General features: G+C 41.7%; 17 protein-coding genes and 1 riboswitch. Of the genes, 2 read left to right on the forward strand and 15 right to left on the reverse strand.

Features of this window, described 5'->3' with window-relative positions; translation table 11 throughout:
- Position 1: 1 nt before the first annotated feature.
- From GGQ60_RS17745 to thiS, 15 genes are all read right to left on the reverse strand, one after another.
- A complete protein-coding gene (locus GGQ60_RS17745; RefSeq protein WP_183766842.1) occupies positions 2–3,163 on the reverse strand; it encodes a lantibiotic dehydratase in 3,162 nt (1,053 codons plus the stop codon).
- Between the two features lie 12 nt (positions 3,164–3,175).
- The gene (locus GGQ60_RS17750) at positions 3,176–3,544 is read right to left on the reverse strand and encodes a LytR/AlgR family response regulator transcription factor (RefSeq protein WP_183766844.1); all 369 of its coding nucleotides are present in this window, start codon (positions 3,542–3,544) and stop codon (positions 3,176–3,178) included.
- A 2-nt stretch (positions 3,545–3,546) separates the two neighbouring features.
- On the reverse strand, positions 3,547–4,755 hold the full coding sequence (locus GGQ60_RS17755) for a lanthionine synthetase LanC family protein (protein WP_183766846.1): 1,209 nt from the start codon (positions 4,753–4,755) through the stop codon (positions 3,547–3,549).
- 2 nt (positions 4,756–4,757) lie between these two features.
- Positions 4,758–7,172 carry a TonB-dependent receptor domain-containing protein gene (locus tag GGQ60_RS17760; protein WP_183766848.1) on the reverse strand — a complete coding sequence of 805 codons (2,415 nt, stop codon included), beginning with the start codon at positions 7,170–7,172 and terminating at the stop codon, positions 4,758–4,760.
- Positions 7,173–7,219: 47 nt separating this feature from the next.
- Positions 7,220–7,390 carry a class I lanthipeptide gene (locus tag GGQ60_RS17765; protein ID WP_183766850.1) on the reverse strand — a complete coding sequence of 57 codons (171 nt, stop codon included), beginning with the start codon at positions 7,388–7,390 and terminating at the stop codon, positions 7,220–7,222.
- Between the two features lie 128 nt (positions 7,391–7,518).
- On the reverse strand, positions 7,519–7,692 hold the full coding sequence (locus tag GGQ60_RS17770; RefSeq protein ID WP_183766852.1) for a class I lanthipeptide: 174 nt from the start codon (positions 7,690–7,692) through the stop codon (positions 7,519–7,521).
- 117 nt (positions 7,693–7,809) lie between these two features.
- Entirely contained in the window at positions 7,810–7,989 is a 180-nt protein-coding gene (locus tag GGQ60_RS17775; protein ID WP_183766854.1) for a hypothetical protein, read from the reverse strand.
- Positions 7,990–8,011: 22 nt separating this feature from the next.
- On the reverse strand, positions 8,012–8,164 hold the full coding sequence (locus GGQ60_RS17780; protein ID WP_183766856.1) for a hypothetical protein: 153 nt from the start codon (positions 8,162–8,164) through the stop codon (positions 8,012–8,014).
- A 483-nt stretch (positions 8,165–8,647) separates the two neighbouring features.
- Positions 8,648–9,691 (reverse strand): HesA/MoeB/ThiF family protein, encoded by a 1,044-nt coding sequence (gene moeB, locus GGQ60_RS17785; RefSeq protein WP_183766858.1) that lies wholly within the window; start codon positions 9,689–9,691, stop codon positions 8,648–8,650.
- Entirely contained in the window at positions 9,685–10,809 is a 1,125-nt protein-coding gene (gene thiH, locus GGQ60_RS17790) for a 2-iminoacetate synthase ThiH (protein WP_183766860.1), read from the reverse strand. Before thiH ends, moeB begins: the two co-directional genes overlap by 7 nt.
- Positions 10,796–11,566, reverse strand: a complete 771-nt coding sequence (locus GGQ60_RS17795) for a thiazole synthase (protein ID WP_183766862.1) — start codon at positions 11,564–11,566, stop codon at positions 10,796–10,798. Before GGQ60_RS17795 ends, thiH begins: the two co-directional genes overlap by 14 nt.
- Positions 11,567–11,577: 11 nt before the next feature.
- Positions 11,578–12,213, reverse strand: a complete 636-nt coding sequence (locus tag GGQ60_RS17800) for a thiamine phosphate synthase (protein ID WP_183766864.1) — start codon at positions 12,211–12,213, stop codon at positions 11,578–11,580.
- A complete protein-coding gene (locus GGQ60_RS17805) occupies positions 12,210–12,821 on the reverse strand; it encodes a thiamine phosphate synthase (RefSeq protein ID WP_183766866.1) in 612 nt (203 codons plus the stop codon). The genes GGQ60_RS17800 and GGQ60_RS17805 overlap by 4 nt, the downstream gene beginning before the upstream one ends.
- A 6-nt stretch (positions 12,822–12,827) precedes the next feature.
- Positions 12,828–14,711 carry a phosphomethylpyrimidine synthase ThiC gene (gene thiC, locus GGQ60_RS17810; protein WP_183767234.1) on the reverse strand — a complete coding sequence of 628 codons (1,884 nt, stop codon included), beginning with the start codon at positions 14,709–14,711 and terminating at the stop codon, positions 12,828–12,830.
- Positions 14,712–14,780: 69 nt separating this feature from the next.
- Positions 14,781–14,984 carry a sulfur carrier protein ThiS gene (gene thiS / locus GGQ60_RS17815; protein WP_183766868.1) on the reverse strand — a complete coding sequence of 68 codons (204 nt, stop codon included), beginning with the start codon at positions 14,982–14,984 and terminating at the stop codon, positions 14,781–14,783.
- A 63-nt stretch (positions 14,985–15,047) separates the two neighbouring features.
- Positions 15,048–15,136, reverse strand: a riboswitch (TPP riboswitch).
- A gap of 394 nt (positions 15,137–15,530) precedes the next feature.
- On the opposite strand from thiS, the gene abc-f reads away from it, so the two are divergent.
- Together abc-f and GGQ60_RS17825 are read left to right on the forward strand one after the other, a co-directional pair.
- Positions 15,531–17,117, forward strand: coding sequence for a ribosomal protection-like ABC-F family protein (gene abc-f, locus GGQ60_RS17820; protein ID WP_183766870.1), 1,587 nt, complete (start codon positions 15,531–15,533; stop codon positions 17,115–17,117).
- Between the two features lie 49 nt (positions 17,118–17,166).
- On the forward strand, positions 17,167–18,459 hold the full coding sequence (locus GGQ60_RS17825) for a leucine-rich repeat-containing protein kinase family protein (protein ID WP_183766871.1): 1,293 nt from the start codon (positions 17,167–17,169) through the stop codon (positions 18,457–18,459).
- The last annotated feature ends 102 nt before the right edge of the window (positions 18,460–18,561 follow it).

An 18,561-nucleotide genomic window follows, 5' to 3' on the forward strand; every position in this document is an offset into this window, starting at 1 on the left:
ATCAATACAGGTTAGGGGTTAATGTTTTTTGTTTGTTCCGTGCGAGTATGCCCTGGTAATATTTAGTCAAATAGTGATAAATAACAAGTTCGTGCATGCGCTGTTTGGTTACAAAAATCCTGTTGAGCGACATATGAATGTAACTTGGAAGAATTTCAGCCAGTTCAGCATCAAGATCAAGATCAGGGTGTAGCAGGGCATATTCTGTTCTGATGGCATCATAATCCTTTATATTCTCTGCCGATCGGATTTTGAAAAGATTAACCGCATCAGCAACTTCTTCAGTGTCATCATCTCCGTTTAAAAAGCCGTTAAGTGCTTTGCTAATGGTCCTGTATTTATTATTAAGTTGCAAAGTAAGGCCTGCGTTTCCGCCAAACTCACTGAAGAAAGCCTGTTGCATCCTGCTGGCGAGTTTGAGTTTTTGCTCATTACCCAAACCGAAATCACCCATTAAAAGATCAATGCTGCGGGCCGCAAACAACCAACGGTAATATTCGCCTTCATCACCTTCGATCATATTCAGAAAATTGATGATGGCTTTGCTGTCGTGATAAAATACCGATTCGCTAAAGGTCATCGTGTTTGTTCCGTAACGTTCCACTTCCTGTTTATAGGTATCGTACTGGATTTTATGTACAATCCGCTCTTCTGCCAATTGTTTCAGGCCATCATTGATCCGGCTAACAATATTGGCCATTGTTTCGGGCTGATCTGGGTGTAAAAAACGGATCCTTAAATGGCCTTCGGGGTCGTGGTACCTTAAGAAAAACCATTTTTCTATCCTGCCTTCCTGGGTTAGGGTATTGACCAAGGGCAGCATATAATCTGTTAAAATTTTCTCTGCCCATTTAGAGCCGCAGTATATTTTAACATAGGTCCATTCCGAACCCAGGTTAAACTTGCGGGGCAGGTGATGTGTATTAACCGCCATATGGTTTACCTGTTTTTCTGCAGGTTCTGCTTTACGGAAAGGAATGATCACCTCGTTAATAAAAGCTTCGCCAGCATTATCGAGCATTAAAGCATGGTCATCTTCGTGCAGGAACTCGTATAATATTACGGTATTCTTCTTAAGATTTTGTGTAAGCAGCTCAAGGCCCAAAACACTTGTAAAGTCAATTAATAGTTCGCGGTCGCCCTCTATTGAAACTACTTTAGTTGGCAGTTTATATTTGGCGAGGAAAAGATTAAGCTGCTGGGCGGTATCAATGGCTTTAACTTCTGCATACACATCCGGTGTTATTTTCCATCTGGCACGGCTCAGAATAAAATGTTTATATTCTACCCTGGGCAAATAAGGCTGATCGTTTAAAATCCCCCAGTCCCAATTAATGTTGTAAGCGCCGTGCTGGTGCTGCAGGTCGCATAAAAATTTATATACAGCAATTCCATTGTTATAATTATGCGCCGAAGAAAGCCTCGGGATTACCATTTTGTTGAGGCGTTTCGAGCGGAGTTTAATTTCGTTGTTGCTTACCGAAATCATCAGGTCTGAAACCGGCATCTGCTGATCATTTGGCAGGGAAGAAGTACCCAAAAAAGGGATTTCGTACTCCCTTAACTGCGGGCGCTGTAAAATATTGCCCACTCGCGAATCGGGCAGGTGTACAATTTCTGCAATGACTGCCCCGTCCAGGTATTTTTCTTCGAACAGTGCACATTCTTTTAATTTTTGGGTTAAAAAAGTATCGTTTTGTGCAAAGCGGGCCAATAGTGGTAGTGCAGAAGGGCCGCAGCAAGCGCTGAGGTTAAATTTAAAATCGCCATTATCCAGGCTTTCCGTACTCCTGCTCACGAAATTACCGATAGCATAAAAAGTTGAAGGAATCTGCTGCTGTTCTTTTTTCCTGATCCCGTTTAAATCGTTATCAGTTAACACCACCGGGCTTCCCTGGTTCTTGCTGCTTTCTAAGAACTTATTAAAAACCAGTTCCCTGTAGCTGGTCCAACTGATGTTTTTGACAGAAGCCGTACTGTTGAGCACTAAATCATCAATTAGCGGTGCGTGGTTATTGTTACCGGTTCCGGCTTTATCGTAACCAACACCGGCATCGTTATCAAGCGCTTCCAAAAGTTCAATTTCCTGGTCTTCGTACCGCTCCGTAAATTTTTTGATAAAATTTTTGATCCTTGCCGGCGTTTTGTTTTCGTTTAACACGGAAAGCGATTGCATTTCGGCAGCAAGAATATCCATTACCCCACTATTGATGTGGTTATGATCCATCCCGATGTGAAGATCGGTCTGAACCAGGTCTTTAGCATGCGATAAGGGAAAATTTTCTTTGATGATGTGATGGACCTCGTTACAGGTTTTAACAAAATCTTTCGGTCCAAGCAGGTGATTTTCGATGGCAGTTAATGCCGGAATGCTGGAATGATCGGGATTATTGCTTTTAAGGATATGGATCAGTTTTTTATAAAACTCATCTCCTGTAACTGTTGGTTCCAGTTCAGATACCAATATTTGAGCATCTATTACACTATCAAGGTAGTTTTTGGCTTCATCAATATTAAGGTTCAACTGCGTCAGCGCATCAAGCAGAAACTGGTAACTTGCGCCGGCACTGGCCTTTTCTATTAAACACTGAATGTACCTGGAGTGTTTAATGGCCACCACATAGTAATGACGTTTTTTATTAATGAACTTATATTCAAAATATCGGTAAACACCTCCTATTTTATACAAGCTGTTGTTGACGGTAAAGATCAGTTTACCCTTGATAGCGTCATTTTTCAGCAGCGACCTCACCAGTTCAGAAATGTAATTCATATCCAAACGGGTATATTGGGTTAGACGGCCTCCGGGTTCTTTTAATTTAAGTTCACTGGCCTTTTCCGTAACCTCACCGGTATGATATCCGGAAAACAATCCATAAGGGGTTGCCCTGGTACCCATTCTTAACAGGTATTTGTAAAGGGTAACCAGTAGTTTGTCGTTTACAGCATCAGCCGGACCATCAAGCCATTTTTTTACTTCTGCATACAATTCGGGGCTGGCCAGGTAAATGGCATCCTGTAATTCGCCCGATTGGTACCGATGGTATATTTCCTGTATAAAAGCACTGCGGTTTTCTATTTTGTTTAAGGCTAAAACCGTATTTATGCTTTTGGCAGGAAGGCGCATTAAGTAAAAATCAAAAGGCTTGATGTTGTTTCCCATAGTTCGAGTTTTTTATTTTACAGCTTTGAGCGGAATAACTTTATTAAGGCTATTTTTAAAACTCTCAAGAGAAAATGGTTTAAACAATATGTCCCGGGCAAACTTTAAATTATACTCATCTAAATGTTTGTGAGAGAGCGCCGTAATAACGATTATAATATAGTCTTTAATCTTGAGTTTCGCAATCTGATTAATATCGCCACCCCTAAATTTGATGTCCAAAAATAAGATATCGGCCTTATGCATGTTTAAAAGACGTTCTAAGCCCTGCATGCTACTTACTTTTCCCAATAGAACAAGCTCATCACATTGCGAAATATATGCTTCTACCTGCTCCTGGGCAAGCGGTTCGTCATCTAGTATAATGCAGTTGAATTTCATGATCAATGGAGCCAGGTAAATTGATTAATCTTGTAACGGTCTGAAGTGGATTGCATAATCGTTAAGGCAATGCCGATTAAGCCAAAGTTTAAATCGAGCTGCGCATTATCGTACTCGCCAAAGAAAAAGGATTTAAAGCCTAAATATTTATTCCGCCCGGTGGCGTACGAGGGAATTTGCGCTTCCCAGTAAGCCGAAGCTTTTTTAAACGCTTCAATTCCGGTAAGCTCATAAATCCTGCTGTAAATTAAACAGGGCGAACACACTCCGTACTTAACAGAGGCATCATTTAAAAAGGTTTCTTCTTTTGTTTTCCGCTTAATGGTTGCGAGCGCAATCTGTATACCTTCTGCCAGGTAATCTTCTTCCTTTAAAATTTGGGCTGCCCTGATGATGGCATAGCTCGTACCAATATCGCCATAAACCAGGCAATGATTAATTATTTTTTCGGGCTCTTTAATCCACAATGGAAAAACGGAGGTAAATAGCTGGCTGTCCATGCGATTTTGGAGCAGAAATTTTAGACCGTAACGCATTAATTCAGCACATTTTTCGGGTTCAATGCCTGCCTCGCTGGCCGAAGATAAAAAATTGAGTACCATGGCACTTCCATGCGCCAAACCTGTATAAACCCTGGGCTCGCTAAAATAATGCGTAGTCCAGAAATATCCGTTAACCTCATCACCTTCTTTTAATTCATCAAGTGCATGAAGGATCTGCAATACTGCTTTTTTAGCAACAATTGATAATGATGACCTGTTAAGGAGGTAGAAACCAATTCCTATGGCACCTTTAGACATGCCAAAGTTACGCTCGGCAATATTTTCTTTCACCCTTCCGGCCAGTAAATCATCAATCTGCCGCTTAAATGAGGTATAATCTTCTTCTATATGGCCTTCGTTTTCTAAATAAATCAGCAGATTGCCAAATTCGGCAATATCTAGGTAGTAGTTTGAGGTTAGTGTAGATTTATACCTGGAAGGGTTAAGGTCATCAAAGGCGGCCTCCAAAAACCGTTCGGCAGCGGCATAATAAATTTCATTTTTTGTATAACTGGCATACAAACAGTTTAACAGGACGGCCCCGCCCTTACCATGCCCCACGCCAAAATTAGGTAGCGCATCGAGCGCATGTTTGTTTACCAGGTCAACAATCTCTGGCAATAGTATTTGTGTATTAATTTTTCCCAAGTTCTTAGAAACAGCTTCCATAATTATAATTTTAACCTTCCCAGCTCATCGCTGTTACTGTTTGTTTGTACACGCCTGTCTTTACCAATCTTGCCAAAATTGTATCCAAAGGCAATTCTTGCTCTTCGCGTATCTACCCGGTGTATACTTTCTGTTATTAAAGGAACAATATTGGTAGACAGGAGCTGATTGTTTTTGTAAAAAATATCGCTTACATCAAACTTGATAAACCCCTGGTTATTAAATATTTTCTTCCTGATCCCGGCTGTTACATTCGAGTAGCCTTCGTAATCGTAAATGCCCGAAATGGTCGGCGATTCATAAGCGGCAGACAGCTCTGCAGAAACAGTAGGCGAAATTTTAAAGGTATGGTTCGAACTAATGGTAAAATAATACTTCTCCCTGATCATAATATTGGCATTCGCTACCGGATCAGGGAAGCGGATATTCTGGTAATAGCCTGATAGGCGGTTATTGCTATTCCACCAGCTGGCAAACTTGATGGGGAAGCCAAAGCTGGCACTTACCAAATGGTTTTTTAAGAAATTTGCTTTTGTTTTTATAAATTTTAAAGAATTCTGATCGTATAAAATGGTGCTCATAATCGCTTCTTCAGTTTGAGTATATGCAAAACGGAGGCTATATTTTTTGTATAAGTTAGACCATGTAAAAGCATGTTGGTACTCTGGCCTGAGCAGCGCATTTCCCCTGGTAAGGGTATAGTTATCAATGTAAAGCTCGTATGGAATCAGGTCGTCATATGAGGGGCGGTTAATGGTTTTGGCATAGGCTAATGATGTGGTATAATTTTTAGTGACCTTATAATCTGCCCTGATGTTCGGAAACAGGTTAAAATAATTAGAATCTAAGCCCATTACCACCTTGTACTGGGTATATTCGCCCCTTAAACCCGCCTGAAAGTTAAATTTTCCTATTTCGTAATTCAGGTTAAGGTAAGCTGCCGGGATCTGTTCCTTGTAGCCCAGGTTGTTAAAAATACTACCGGCTTCCTGCCATTGGTTATTACTAAAATTAGCAGGGTTTTGATGACTGTTATTGCTGGTGTAAGTATATTTTAAACCACCTTCTAGTTTAAATGCCGGATTGATATTTTGAGTATAATCTAATGAAGTGGTATAGATATCGTAATTAGATGATGCCCTGTTCCTGAACAGTGAAACCTCAGGGTTTGTAGCCCCGTTGTTAAATTTATCCTGGTTAAACTGTTGGTTCTGGTTGCTCATGTAATTGGTATAGTTGGCTGTAAACAACAGGTTAGAGCCTATCGTGTCTAAATCGAGTTTGTAAAATACATCGTAATTGGAAAAATCTACTTTAAGATCCAGGTCATTGAAAGTATTAACCCTGCTCGAACTGCCTGGTTGGTTGATCAGCGCATTTACATCGCCTTTTCCATACATGTGTGCTTTTACAAAAGTATAATCAGCACCAATGGTACTCTTTTTATTGATATAATAATTTAAACTGGCATTGATACTTCCATCGGCGGATGCGCCATCAGAAATATCTACCGTTTGGTTAAAATCACCTACCCGGTTTATGCCCTGAAACAGTATCCTGTTATCGTATCCTTTTTCGATGTGGCCATGTTTTCCATAACTGCCGTTCAAAGTAAAATCGTATTTAGGTGCACCGATTCTTAAGCCGGCGTTTGCACCACCCCCAAACCGGTAACCCTGGGTCAGGTTTCCACCGGTATTGGCTGTCCAGCCAATTTTTTTGCTTCTTTTGGTGTGAATTTCGATGACTCCACCACTGGCGCTTGCGTCATATCTTGATGATGGATTCGTAATCAGCTCTATACGATCAATCTGATCGCCAGGTATAGAACTTAAAATATTGGATAAGGTTGCATTGGGTATTTTTTTTCCATCGAGGATAATCAATACATTCGATTTTCCTTCCATAGTGATATTGCCATTGCTCATCTGTACGGAAGGTGCCATGCCGATAATGCTGTAGGCATCGTTGCCCGCTGCAAGCACACTTTCGCCAACATTTAATATAATCCGATCTGTTTTTTGCTGTATAAAAGATTTATTGCCTACAATTTTAACTTCTTGCAGGTTCTGAACATCAGCGTTCAGGGTAATTTCGCCCAACTCTACATCTTTGTCGGCGGTCAATACAATTTTTTTTGTCGATTTAACAAAGCCCATATTATTTAATATAAGCATGTATTCGCCAGGCTTTGCTTCAACACTAAATAATCCTTCCAGGTCGGTAATCGCACCTTTTACCAGTGCGCTCCCCCCGGCATTCCATAATGCAACACTAGAATAGGGAATCCCCTTTTTTTGATCGTCGATAACCCTTCCTTTTATTTTTCCCTGGGCATATGCGAAATTAATGCCTGATAATAAAAAAAGGATTAGGAGCGTTAGATACGGGAAGTAGGTTTTTTTTCTCTTTTTCATAGTGCTGATGATATAGGGTAGTTTTATAAGTAGACAGGTAGGGCCAGTTAATCGCTGGGAGCGTTCAGTTCTCCTTTAATGGGGCCTTTACAGGAATCTGCCCAGAAAGAAAACCCGGTTGCATTCCTTTCCTGAATATCTTTTAATTGATTTTCAGTTAGTTCTGCGATAATTTGTTTTTCTAATTGCGCTTTATTTGATAACTTTACCTTTTTCATGTCAATATGATTTAAATCTTATCGTTTAGGCCAATACCCCAGAGCATTGGGGTAACATTAACTGTGAGAATTGATTTTGATTAATAAAGAGTGCGCCGGGTCTAAGCGGCACACTCTTTAAAGGTTTTTTAGCCACCTATTTCTTCTTCAACAGAAGCTTTAGTGTTATTTTTGCAAGAATCTGACCAGCATGATAATTCAGCTGCGTTTCCACCTTCAATTTCTTTTAATTGATCTTCGCTCAATTTTGAAATGATTTCTTTGTCTAATTGTACTTTTTCTGATAAATTAACTTTTTTCATGATGTTTAATTTTTTAATGATTTAATTGATTTGATTAACTTGTTTTCCCATTTAATTACTCTAACCGGTGTGAGTATTATGCTGGGTTTATTAATGCTAACTACAGGGCCAGTGCAGTCAGTGATTAAACTTTTGGAAACTGCCGTTGTTCTGATCGAACTGGTTACGGTGTTCTTCTTTTAAATAGTGAAGAAATTGTTCTTCGCCCCCGCCACCCAAGATCATTCCTAACTCATCATCCATAAAGGGGCGAAAATCTTCTTCATTACTTTCTGGGTTAAATTCATATTTTTTCATAATGGATAATTTTTTTAAGTTATTAAATTGCGAAACCTGTCATGGTTGTGGTCATGGTTAGCGTGTCACCTATAACAGTATTGTCTTTGTTAGCTATGCCACATTTAACATTTTCACATGTGATGATTTCTCTTTTCAGTTCTAATTCTTCAGTGTTGTTTAGGTTGCGTTTCATAATAGTTTTTGTTTGTTGTTTATGATACAAACATTCACTTTTGATTTTATTTCCTAGAATATATTCGACCAAATGATAGGTTTTCATGACCAAATCAGAGATATATCACACATTAATAATTAGCCTGATTTGACTTTCTTATCATACGGCGCGTATGGCGATTTAAATTAGAGCCGGAAAGATGGGGATCTGAGGTATCGTTCCCAGGTATTTAGCCTCTGGTTCATGGGCGATAGCCTGAATATGCTTACCAGTTATTGCGCTCTCTGTAATTTATTTTTAATAACAGCAGGCTGTACAGAATCGATAAATACATTGCTCCTAAAGGCTTCAATCGTGTATACCTGATGGTTTTCTCTTCGCGCTAAGGGAGAAAAGATTTCAATGTATTTTGATTAGGATGCACTAAGTATTACGTTTATTTCCTCTGAGATGAGGACATTCGAAAAGAGTGAGAAAAGTTGAAATTTATGAGACGGGCCATTAATAATGAACTGATAAGCCTCCTGTTAAACTGTAAACCTCACCTTCATAACTTTCTTTCAATACCTTTACGGCCATTTTGCTCCGTTGCCCGGTTTGGCAGTAACAAACTACTTTTTTATATGGCGGAATACTGCTCAGCGCTGATGGTAATTCATATAAGGAAATATTCACCCCTCCGATATGGTTTTCTTCGTGTTCATATTCTTCACGCACATCAATTAAAAAAATCTGATCGGGAGCTTCTGAAAGCCATTGATTTAAAGTCTTTTTATCGATTTCTTCCGAGGTTTGCATTACCTTTTGAGGTTTTGCGATGAAGGTTTCCCTTTCTTGTGCAATCTTGAATACAGATACCGTATTGTTCAATGCGTCAATCGTCATTAATTTTCCTGAAAGATTTTCGCCGATATTGCAGATCAGTTTCAGGGCTTCATTGGCCATGTACAAACCGATTATTCCAGGCAAAATGCCTATTACCCCGCCCTCCACACAGTTGATGTTTTCGGTTGGTGGTGCAGGGTAAAGATCCCGGTAATTTGACCCTCCATGATGGTTAAATACCGCAACCTGACCTTCAAATTGTAAAATAGAGCCAAAAATGAGTGTTTTACCCAAACTTACACAGGTATCGTTAACCAGGTAACGAGTGGTAAAATTATCTGAACAATCGATTACCAGGTCGTAATCCTGGCAAATATTCACCGCATTATCTGCCTTAAAACGTTCGTGGTATACCGTGAACGCCACATGTGGATTGAGCAATTTGAGTTTTGCTGCGGCAGTTTTTGCCTTTGACAAGCCGATATCGGTGTGATTATATAAAATCTGCCGCTGCAGGTTGCTCAGTTCTATCACATCATCATCTACAATTCCGATGGTGCCAACACCGGCTGCGGCCAGGTATTGCAATACCGGACAGCCCAAACCGCCGGCGCCAATTACCAATACGGTGGCTGCTTTTATCTTTTCTTGTCCTTTTAAGCCTAATTCAGGCAAAATCATCTGCCTGTTATAGCGGTTCAGTTCTTCTTTTACTAACATGATTTACGGATCAAACTCATATCCCAATCTTTCCAAACCGGCTCGTAGCCCTGTTTTCTGATCATCTCCGCAATTTCCTGCGCAGAACGTTCATCAGATATTTCGAACTGCTCTAAAGATTGAGGTTCCACTTGATAACCACCGGGATTGGTTTTAGAGCCGGCGCTAATGGCAGTTACCCCTAATTTAATTACCTGGTTTCTGAATGCTTGCGTTTCGCGGGTAGAAATAGATAATTCTACTTCGCTGTTAAATAAGCGGTAAGCACAGATCAGTTGCACCAGCTCTTTATCGTTCATGGCCACTTTTGGTTCCAACCCCCCGCTAAAAGGCCGCAGCCTTGGAAAAGAAATGCTGAATTTACTCTGCCAGTACTGTTTTTCGAGATAAGACAGGTGCAGGGCCGTAAAAAATGAATCTGTGCGCCAGTCTTCCAGGCCAATGAGTACGCCAAGGCCCATTTTATGAATACCGGCCTGCCCCAAACGGTCGGGAGTTTCCAGCCGGTATAAAAAATTAGATTTCTTACCTTTAGGATGATGTTTCCGGTAATCCTCCTGGTGATAGGTTTCCTGGTAAACCAGTACGGTATTTAAACCATGTGGGATCAGGGTTTCGTAATCGGCCACATCCAAGGGCTGTACCTCCATTGAAATATGGGCAAAATGTGGACTGATCAGATCCAATACCTTTTTAAAATAATCGGTATGCACCGTTTGGTTGGCCTCGCCGGTAACCAGCAGCACGTGGTCGTAGCCCATGCCTTTAATTACCGCCACCTCCTGCATAATTTCCATTGGATTGAGCGTTCTCCTCCTTACCTTATTGTCATAACTGAAGCCACAATAAGTACAGATGTTATTACACTCGTTGGAGAGGTAAAGCGGAATGTATAGCTGTATTACCCGACCAAAGCGGTCTAAGGTTAAACGCTGACTGATCTGCGCCATCTCTTCGAGATATGGCAATGCAGCAGGCGAAATAAGTGCTTTAAAATCCTCCAGATCCCGTTGTGTGCTGCTTAAAGCCCGTTCTACATCGGCAGCCGTTTTATCGTAAATACTGGCTTGGGTATCGTCCCAATTGTAGGTTTCGAATACCTCGTTAAAACTCTTCATCTAAAAATGCGGTTAGTGGGCTGCTTGCTGCAGCATAATGTTGTGGTGTGCCTAATTTAGCTTCGAAAGCCATCCTGCCGGCTTCAACGGCTAGTTTAAAGGCAGCAGCCATATTGGTAGGATCTTTTGCTATGGCAATGGCTGTGTTCACCAAAACGGCATCAGCTCCAATTTCCATGGCTTTTGCAGCATCAGATGGCGCACCAATACCTGCATCTACAATTACCGGTACCCTGCTCTGGCTAATGATAATCTCTAAAAAATCGATCGTTTTTAATCCCTTATTACTGCCAATCGGGGAGCCAAGGGGCATTACTGCCGCCGTGCCCACCTCTTCCAAACGTTTACATAAAACCGGGTCGGCATGGATATAAGGTAATACGACAAAACCGAGTTTAACCAATTCTTCGGTCGCTTTTAAGGTCTCAATCGGGTCGGGCATGAGGTATTTTGGGTCTGGGTGGATTTCCAGCTTGATCCAGTTGGTTTCTAAGGCTTCGCGAGCCAGTTGGGCGGCAAAAATGGCTTCCTTTGCATTGCGTACGCCTGAAGTATTGGGTAATAAATTAATGTGCGGATAGTGAAGGTGGCGAAGAATATCGTCATCCTTATCTTTTAAATCTACACGTTTAAGGGCTACCGTAACCAGTTCGGATGCCGAAGCAATTAAGGCGCTTTCCATCTCTTTGGCCGAACTGAATTTTCCGGTTCCGGTAAAGAGGCGGGAACTAAAGGTTTGATCTGCTATGGTTAACATCGCTGTAATTTTTAAATCGAGTGAATACTGAATTTGCTGTTGATCTGTTCGAGAACCAAAGCCGTTTCTGTTTGGTTGGTGAGTGCTGCCGAGATGGCAATTCCGTGAATTCCGGTTTCGAGTATGGCTGGAATATCTTCGGCTTCAATGCCGCCAATGGCGATAATCGGTGTAGTAATACCCGCTTTACGCACTTTTTCCATTAACTTTTGGTAGCCTTCCAATCCTACTATAGGGCTTAGGTTTTCTTTGGTACGCGTAAACCTGAATGGACCCAAACCGATGTAATCGGCACCTTCAGTTACCCTTTGCCGGATATGTTCGAAAGTGTTGGCTGTACCTCCGATGATCTGGTGTTTGCCGATAATTTTTCTGGCTTCGGAAATAGGCATATCCTGCAGCCCTAAATGTACACCATAACTGTTTACGGCTTTTGCCAGGTGTGGGTAATCGTTTATAATCAGTTTGGCTCCATACGTTTCGCATAAGGCTTGCGCAGCTTTTGCAAAAGGGAGAATTTCGGCTTCGGCCAGGTTTTTAATCCGGAGCTGGATCCACTTCCCTCCCGCTTGGAGCACTTGCTCAATGGCATCGATATGGGTACCTGTTTTAGGGGCTTGCGAAATATATTGTAAAGGCTGAATCATTGTTTTATCGTTAAATTTTGAGCATAAGCCTGGCATTTGGCCTGGGCTGTCTTAAAAGTAGTCAGGGCCTGCGAGGGATCGTTCCAGATGCTGCCTAATAGTGCAACACCATCGAAATTCATTTCTTTTACCTGGTCTATATTGTTCAGGCCAATACCGCCAAGTGCAATTAATCTTGTGGTTTTTGGCTTGTTTATGCTAAAACCGGCATCAACAATTCCGGTATATCCGGGTTTGGAAAGGCTGTTGAAAACAGGGCCAAAAAAACTGTAATGGTATTGATCAAGGTGATCAACTTCTGCCAGCTGGTGTATGGAGGTGCTGAATGTGTAAGGTTTTGAAAAATCACCCACTGTACTGTTCTTTCTAAAACTCTCGGTATGGTGTAATCTATTGATATTGTAATCATTAGCCAGTTCATGGAAATGATGTAAAGCAACGCGGTTATGGTACTCGGGCAAAATACCATCAATAAATTTGCGGTGTGCCGCCTCATCTGCTGTGGGCTTGCGCAAATGAAATACAGGTAAACCAGCATCAAAAAGCTGGTTTACCAATAAGGTTTCGCCTTTTAAAATTTTCGGATGCGCAATTACAAACAGTTCCATTGCATTTTATGAATAAATTTCGCTTCCTTTTTCGGTAAATTCTTTTGATTTCTCCTGCATCCCTTTGGCCAATGCTTCTTCTTCTGCTACACCTTGTTTTGAGGCATAGTCTCGTACGTCCTGGGTAATTTTCATCGAACAGAAATTTGGACCGCACATCGAACAGAAATGCGCAATTTTGGCTCCTTCTGCAGGCAGGGTTTCATCATGGAATTCTTTTGCCGTATCGGGATCGAGCGATAAATTAAACTGGTCTTCCCACCTAAACTCAAACCTCGCTTTACTCAGCGCATTATCACGGTATTGTGCACCAGGGTGACCTTTGGCCAGGTCGGCCGCATGTGCAGCAATTTTATAGGTAATTACGCCGTCTTTTACATCTTTTTTGTTCGGAAGGCCTAAATGTTCTTTAGGTGTAACATAGCACAACATCGCCGTTCCAAACCAACCGATCATAGCTGCACCTATTGCCGAAGTAATGTGATCGTAGCCCGGTGCAATATCAGTAGTAAGGGGGCCTAAAGTATAAAATGGAGCTTCCGAACAATGTTCGAGCTGTTTTTCCATATTGGCTTTGATCAGGTGCATGGGTACGTGACCAGGTCCTTCGATAATGGTCTGTACATCATGTTTCCAGGCAATTTTGGTCAGTTCGCCCAGGGTTTCGAGCTCTGAAAACTGTGCGGCATCGTTGGCATCGGCAATACAGCCCGGTCTTAAACCATCACCCAAAGAAAAAGCCACATCATAAGCTTTCATGATTTCGCAAATTTCTTCGAAATGTGTATAAAGGAAGTTTTCTTTGTGATGTGCCAAACACCATTTGGCCATGATCGATCCGCCACGCGAAACAATTCCGGTAATTCTTTTCGCGGTTAAGGGCACGTAACGGAGCAGTACGCCAGCATGGATGGTAAAATAATCGACTCCCTGTTCGGCCTGCTCAATCAACGTATCGCGAAAGATTTCCCAGGTGAGGTCTTCGGCCTTACCGTTTACTTTTTCCAAAGCCTGGTAAATGGGAACGGTACCGATGGGTACTGGTGAATTTCGGATAATCCATTCGCGGGTTTCGTGGATATTTTTTCCTGTAGAAAGGTCCATAATGGTATCGGCGCCCCATCTGCAGGCCCAAACAGCTTTTTCTACCTCTTCTTCGATGGTAGAGGTAACCGCAGAATTGCCAATATTGGCATTAATTTTCACCAGGAAATTACGGCCAATAATCATTGGCTCCAGTTCAGGGTGGTTAATGTTACAGGGAATTACCGCACGTCCGGCAGCCACCTCATCCCGCACAAACTCTGGCGTAATGTATCCCCTAGGCGTATTGGCACCAAAACTATTACCCTGGTGCTGGTGGCTCATTACCTCGTGCTGATCGCCCAATTGTGCATTCAACAGTTCAATCTGCTGGTTTTCCCTTATGGCAATGTATTCCATTTCGGCGGTAATAATGCCTTTTTTGGCATAATGCATTTGTGATACATTGGCTCCTGGCTGGGCTTTATAAGGTTTCTTGGTATAGTTAAAGCGCAAAGCATCAAGTTTATCATCTGCAAGGCGTTGCTGCCCATAAGCAGATGACAGTTGATCGAGCTGCACTACATCCTGTCTGTCTTTAATCCACTGCTCCCTTAATCTTGGAAGCCCTTTCCGTACATCGATAACCGCATTTGGATCGGTATAAGGGCCGCTGGTATCATAGACCGTTACCGGTGGATTGGGTTCGGTCAGGCCAAATCCATTGTGGATTTTGGTTTCGGTTAAGCTGATTTCGCGCATGGCCACCCGGATATCGTGGATTTTGCCCGGTACAAATATTTTGCGTGAAGCCGGAAATGGACTGCGGCTGATGACTTCCTGATTTGGTGTTTTTTCTTGTTTCATCATTTGGGATTATTTAGTGGCAATGAGAAGGTGATTAATGGAAGAGATTTTATAATTCAAGCATTTTCATTATCCCCCCTGTGTGGCTTTAATGAGTATAACCTGGTCGCCTGGACTTAAAAGATAGGTATGCCAGACAGATTTGGAAATGATGGTCTGGTTAACAGCTATGGCAAGGCCATTTGTCTCCGTTGAAATCACAGCAGCAAGCATTTGTTCGATCGAACAGGTTTCGTTGAGCCGGTAGTTTTGATTGTTTATAGTTACTTCCATATTTAAAAAATTGGAAAAACTATAGAGATTGCCCCAAAATGGAGATCGAAAAGACAGCAATATAAGATTGCTTTCACTTTTCCCTTCGGCAGTACTAACTGCATCAGGTTCAAAGGGTATTTCTCAGCACGTAGGCACCCCTAAAGTTTTTTGTAAAGATATGCGATTAAATTTTTAATGCAAATAAAAATTGATATAGATAAAATCTATATTTTATTGAAAATAATATTACTGTTATTCCTAATGCAGTGAAGAACCTTTAAATAACGAAATACAGCTGCAAAGATATTTAAAATAAAGATCCTTCGTTATACTCAGGATGACAAATTGGCGGGAATGAACGCCCGATTTTTGGCTTATCAGAGTGCTAACTTCAGACTAAAGACTATGGACTGGCCAACCGCTTTTCGCTAAAACGCAAAAAAATCACTATCTTTGCACCATCATCAAAATCCCCGATCCATGTAAGATTCATTTCTTTTCAGAAAATAGATAACAGGCAGAACGCTTCCGTTCCTGCAATTATTTACCGATAAAAAGAAATTTATGCTTAATCTACAAGGGGCTGGTTATATCCATGCTAATGGAGATTTACTGTTTTCAGATTTAAATCTCACCATCAACAAATACGAAAAAATTGCACTCATTGGCAATAACGGAGCCGGAAAATCGACACTTTTAGGCATTCTGGCGGGTAAACTCCTGCCAACCACCGGACATGTTAAGGCCAATTCGGCACCTTATTATGTACCACAGCTTTTTGGGCAGTTTAATGATTTTACCATTGCACAGGCACTCAGGATAGAAGATAAACTGAAAGCACTGACCGAAATCCTTAACGGAGAAGTAAGCGATGAAAACCTGGGCATCCTCAACGACGACTGGACCATTGAGGAACGCTCTACAGAAGCTTTAAGTTTTTGGCAACTGAAAGGTTTAGATTTAAAACAAAAAATGGAAAGTTTAAGTGGCGGGCAAAAAACCAGCGTATTTTTAGCCGGTATTGCTATACACCGCCCTGCTATTGTTTTGCTGGATGAACCCACCAATCACCTGGATTTGGAAGGCAGAAGCCGGCTGTACGATTACATCCGGTTGGCGAGGGCTACCGTAGTGGCAGTGAGCCACGACCGGACTTTATTGAACCAAATGGAGAAAATCTGCGAACTAAGTCAGCGGGGGATAACCCTGTATGGCGGAAATTACGATTTCTATACTGCCCAAAAGAAAATTGAAAATGAGGCATTGAACAACGATTTAAAAGCGAAAGAAAAAGCTTTGCGTAAAGCTAAAGAAGTGGAACGGGAATCGCTTGAGCGGCAACAAAAGCTTGATGCCAAAGGGAAGAAAAAACAAGAAAAAGCCGGATTACCTACCATTTCGATGAATACGTTAAAAAATAACGCAGAAAAAAGTACAGCAAAACTGAAAAGTGTTCACGCTGAAAAGCTAGGTCATATTTCCGCTGAGCTAAGCCAGCTTCGTTCGGCACTGCCTGATGCGGATAAAATGAAAATCGGTTTCAATGCGGCTGCGCTTCACAAAGGAAAAAGCATTGTTAAAGCGAAGGAGGTTAATTTTGCCTTTAGTGGCCGGTTTCTCTGGAAAGAGCCTGTCAGCTTTCAGCTTTTTAGTGGCAGACGTTATGCGGTTAACGGTCGGAACGGATCGGGTAAAACCACCCTGATCAAGCTTATTTTGGGGCAACTGCAGCCCTCAACGGGAAGTTTAAACCGGGCTGACATTAGTTTTATGTATATTGATCAGGATTATTCATTGATCGATAATCAACTCTCGGTTTACGAACAGGCTCAGCAGTACAATTCCGGTGCATTACAGGAACATGAAGTAAAAATCCGTTTAAACCGGTTTTTATTTAGTAAAACCGACTGGGACAAGCCCTGCTCAGCCTTAAGCGGTGGCGAAAAAATGCGGTTAATGCTTTGTTCATTAATCATCAGCAACCAAGCGCCAGATTTTTTGATACTGGATGAGCCTACCAACAACCTCGATATCCAGAATATAGAAATTTTAACTTCAGCCGTTAACGAATACGAGGGAACACTGCTGGTCATCTCACATGATGAATATTTTCTTGGTCAGGTACAGATAGAACAGACCATTCACCTTTAAAATAAATATATAGCCTTATCTTCGTTCCGGATTATTAAACCGTATACCTATGCAAAACCTGTTAGCACTTCAACGTGGCGAACTTAACGGAGCAATATCGTTAAAGCTTTCTGAAAACCTGACCGAGTTTCCAAAGGAAATATTCGAGCTGGCTGATACCCTTGAGGTGCTGGATTTATCTTTTAACAAATTAAGTGCTTTACCAACAGATTTCGGGAGGTTAAAAAAGCTCAGGATTTTTTTCTGTTCCGAAAACCTTTTTTCGGTTTTACCGGAAGTACTGGCCGATTGTCCTTTGCTGGATATTGTCGGTTTTAAATCCAACCGGATCGAAATCGTACCCCCTAAGTCGATCAACCCGAATATTCGCTGGTTAATTTTAACGAATAACAACATTGCTGAACTGCCAAAGGAAATCGGCTTTTGCAAAAGGATGCAAAAACTGATGCTTTCGGGCAACCGTTTATCAACATTACCCGAAGAATTGAGCAATTGCCAGAATTTGGCATTATTGCGGATTGCGGCGAATAAACTACATGAATTGCCGCAGTGGATCACGCAACTGCCAAAACTATCGTGGATTGCATTTTCGGGCAATAATTTTAGCAAAACACCGGCAGTAGAAACACTTTCGCTGATCAACTGGCATGATTTGGAAATCAGCCATCTGTTGGGTGAAGGGGCTTCGGGTGTGATTTCGAAAGCCAGCAGAACCATTGGAAATGAAACCAGTGAGGTAGCGGTTAAAATATTTAAAGGCAATGTAACCAGTGATGGTTTACCGGAAGATGAGATGACAGCTTATATTGCTGCGGGTTACCACCCGGGTTTGGTAAACCTGATCGGACAGATTGCCTCACATCCCGAAGATAAAAAAGGTTTGGTAATGGATTTAATTCCGCATCATTTTTACAATCTCGGCAATCCGCCAAGTTTAGAAAGCTGCACCAGGGATGTTTTTCCTGCCGATCGAAAACTTTCTGAAAAACAAATCTTAGGCATCGCTAAAACCATAGCTTCATTGGCCGCACAATTGCACGAAGCAGGCATTATGCATGGCGATTTATATGCACACAATGCTTTAATTGATGATGATGGCAGTACTTTGTTCGGTGATTTTGGTGCAGCCAGTTTTTACGATAAATCGGCTAAAATGGCCAGTGCATTGGAACGGGTAGAAGTAGGTGCTTATGGTTATTTACTTGACGACTTGCTGTCGCTAAAAGATAAAGCGGTGAGTGAAGAGGTTGATAAAATGATCAGCGGACTTAGAGACGCATGTTTGGTTCCTGAGCCTTTAAATAGGCCTGGTTTTAAGGATTTAACGGAGGCGTTACAATAGAAAGATCGTCGTCTCGACTGAAGCGCAGCGAAATGCCAGCCCGTTGCGGGCAGGGAGAGATCTATCAGCTGCATTAACCATAGATTTCTCCACTCCGGTCGA

This window comes from Pedobacter zeae (assembly GCF_014196715.1).
Lineage (GTDB): Bacteria > Bacteroidota > Bacteroidia > Sphingobacteriales > Sphingobacteriaceae > Pedobacter > Pedobacter zeae.

Excerpts from the sequence above, each read along its gene's own strand:
- GGQ60_RS17745 (WP_183766842.1), bottom strand. The coding sequence starts at position 3,163 with ATGGGAAACAACATCAAGCCTTTTGATTTTTACTTAATGCGCCTTCCT.
- GGQ60_RS17750 (WP_183766844.1), bottom strand. The coding sequence starts at position 3,544 with ATGAAATTCAACTGCATTATACTAGATGACGAACCGCTTGCCCAGGAG.
- GGQ60_RS17755 (WP_183766846.1), bottom strand. The coding sequence starts at position 4,755 with ATGGAAGCTGTTTCTAAGAACTTGGGAAAAATTAATACACAAATACTA.
- GGQ60_RS17760 (WP_183766848.1), bottom strand. The coding sequence starts at position 7,172 with ATGAAAAAGAGAAAAAAAACCTACTTCCCGTATCTAACGCTCCTAATC.
- GGQ60_RS17765 (WP_183766850.1), bottom strand. The coding sequence starts at position 7,390 with ATGAAAAAGGTAAAGTTATCAAATAAAGCGCAATTAGAAAAACAAATT.
- GGQ60_RS17770 (WP_183766852.1), bottom strand. The coding sequence starts at position 7,692 with ATGAAAAAAGTTAATTTATCAGAAAAAGTACAATTAGACAAAGAAATC.
- GGQ60_RS17775 (WP_183766854.1), bottom strand. The coding sequence starts at position 7,989 with ATGAAAAAATATGAATTTAACCCAGAAAGTAATGAAGAAGATTTTCGC.
- GGQ60_RS17780 (WP_183766856.1), bottom strand. The coding sequence starts at position 8,164 with ATGAAACGCAACCTAAACAACACTGAAGAATTAGAACTGAAAAGAGAA.
- moeB (WP_183766858.1), bottom strand. The coding sequence starts at position 9,691 with ATGTTAGTAAAAGAAGAACTGAACCGCTATAACAGGCAGATGATTTTG.
- thiH (WP_183766860.1), bottom strand. The coding sequence starts at position 10,809 with ATGAAGAGTTTTAACGAGGTATTCGAAACCTACAATTGGGACGATACC.
- GGQ60_RS17795 (WP_183766862.1), bottom strand. The coding sequence starts at position 11,566 with ATGTTAACCATAGCAGATCAAACCTTTAGTTCCCGCCTCTTTACCGGA.
- GGQ60_RS17800 (WP_183766864.1), bottom strand. The coding sequence starts at position 12,213 with ATGATTCAGCCTTTACAATATATTTCGCAAGCCCCTAAAACAGGTACC.
- GGQ60_RS17805 (WP_183766866.1), bottom strand. The coding sequence starts at position 12,821 with ATGGAACTGTTTGTAATTGCGCATCCGAAAATTTTAAAAGGCGAAACC.
- thiC (WP_183767234.1), bottom strand. The coding sequence starts at position 14,711 with ATGAAACAAGAAAAAACACCAAATCAGGAAGTCATCAGCCGCAGTCCA.
- thiS (WP_183766868.1), bottom strand. The coding sequence starts at position 14,984 with ATGGAAGTAACTATAAACAATCAAAACTACCGGCTCAACGAAACCTGT.
- abc-f (WP_183766870.1), top strand. The coding sequence starts at position 15,531 with ATGCTTAATCTACAAGGGGCTGGTTATATCCATGCTAATGGAGATTTA.
- GGQ60_RS17825 (WP_183766871.1), top strand. The coding sequence starts at position 17,167 with ATGCAAAACCTGTTAGCACTTCAACGTGGCGAACTTAACGGAGCAATA.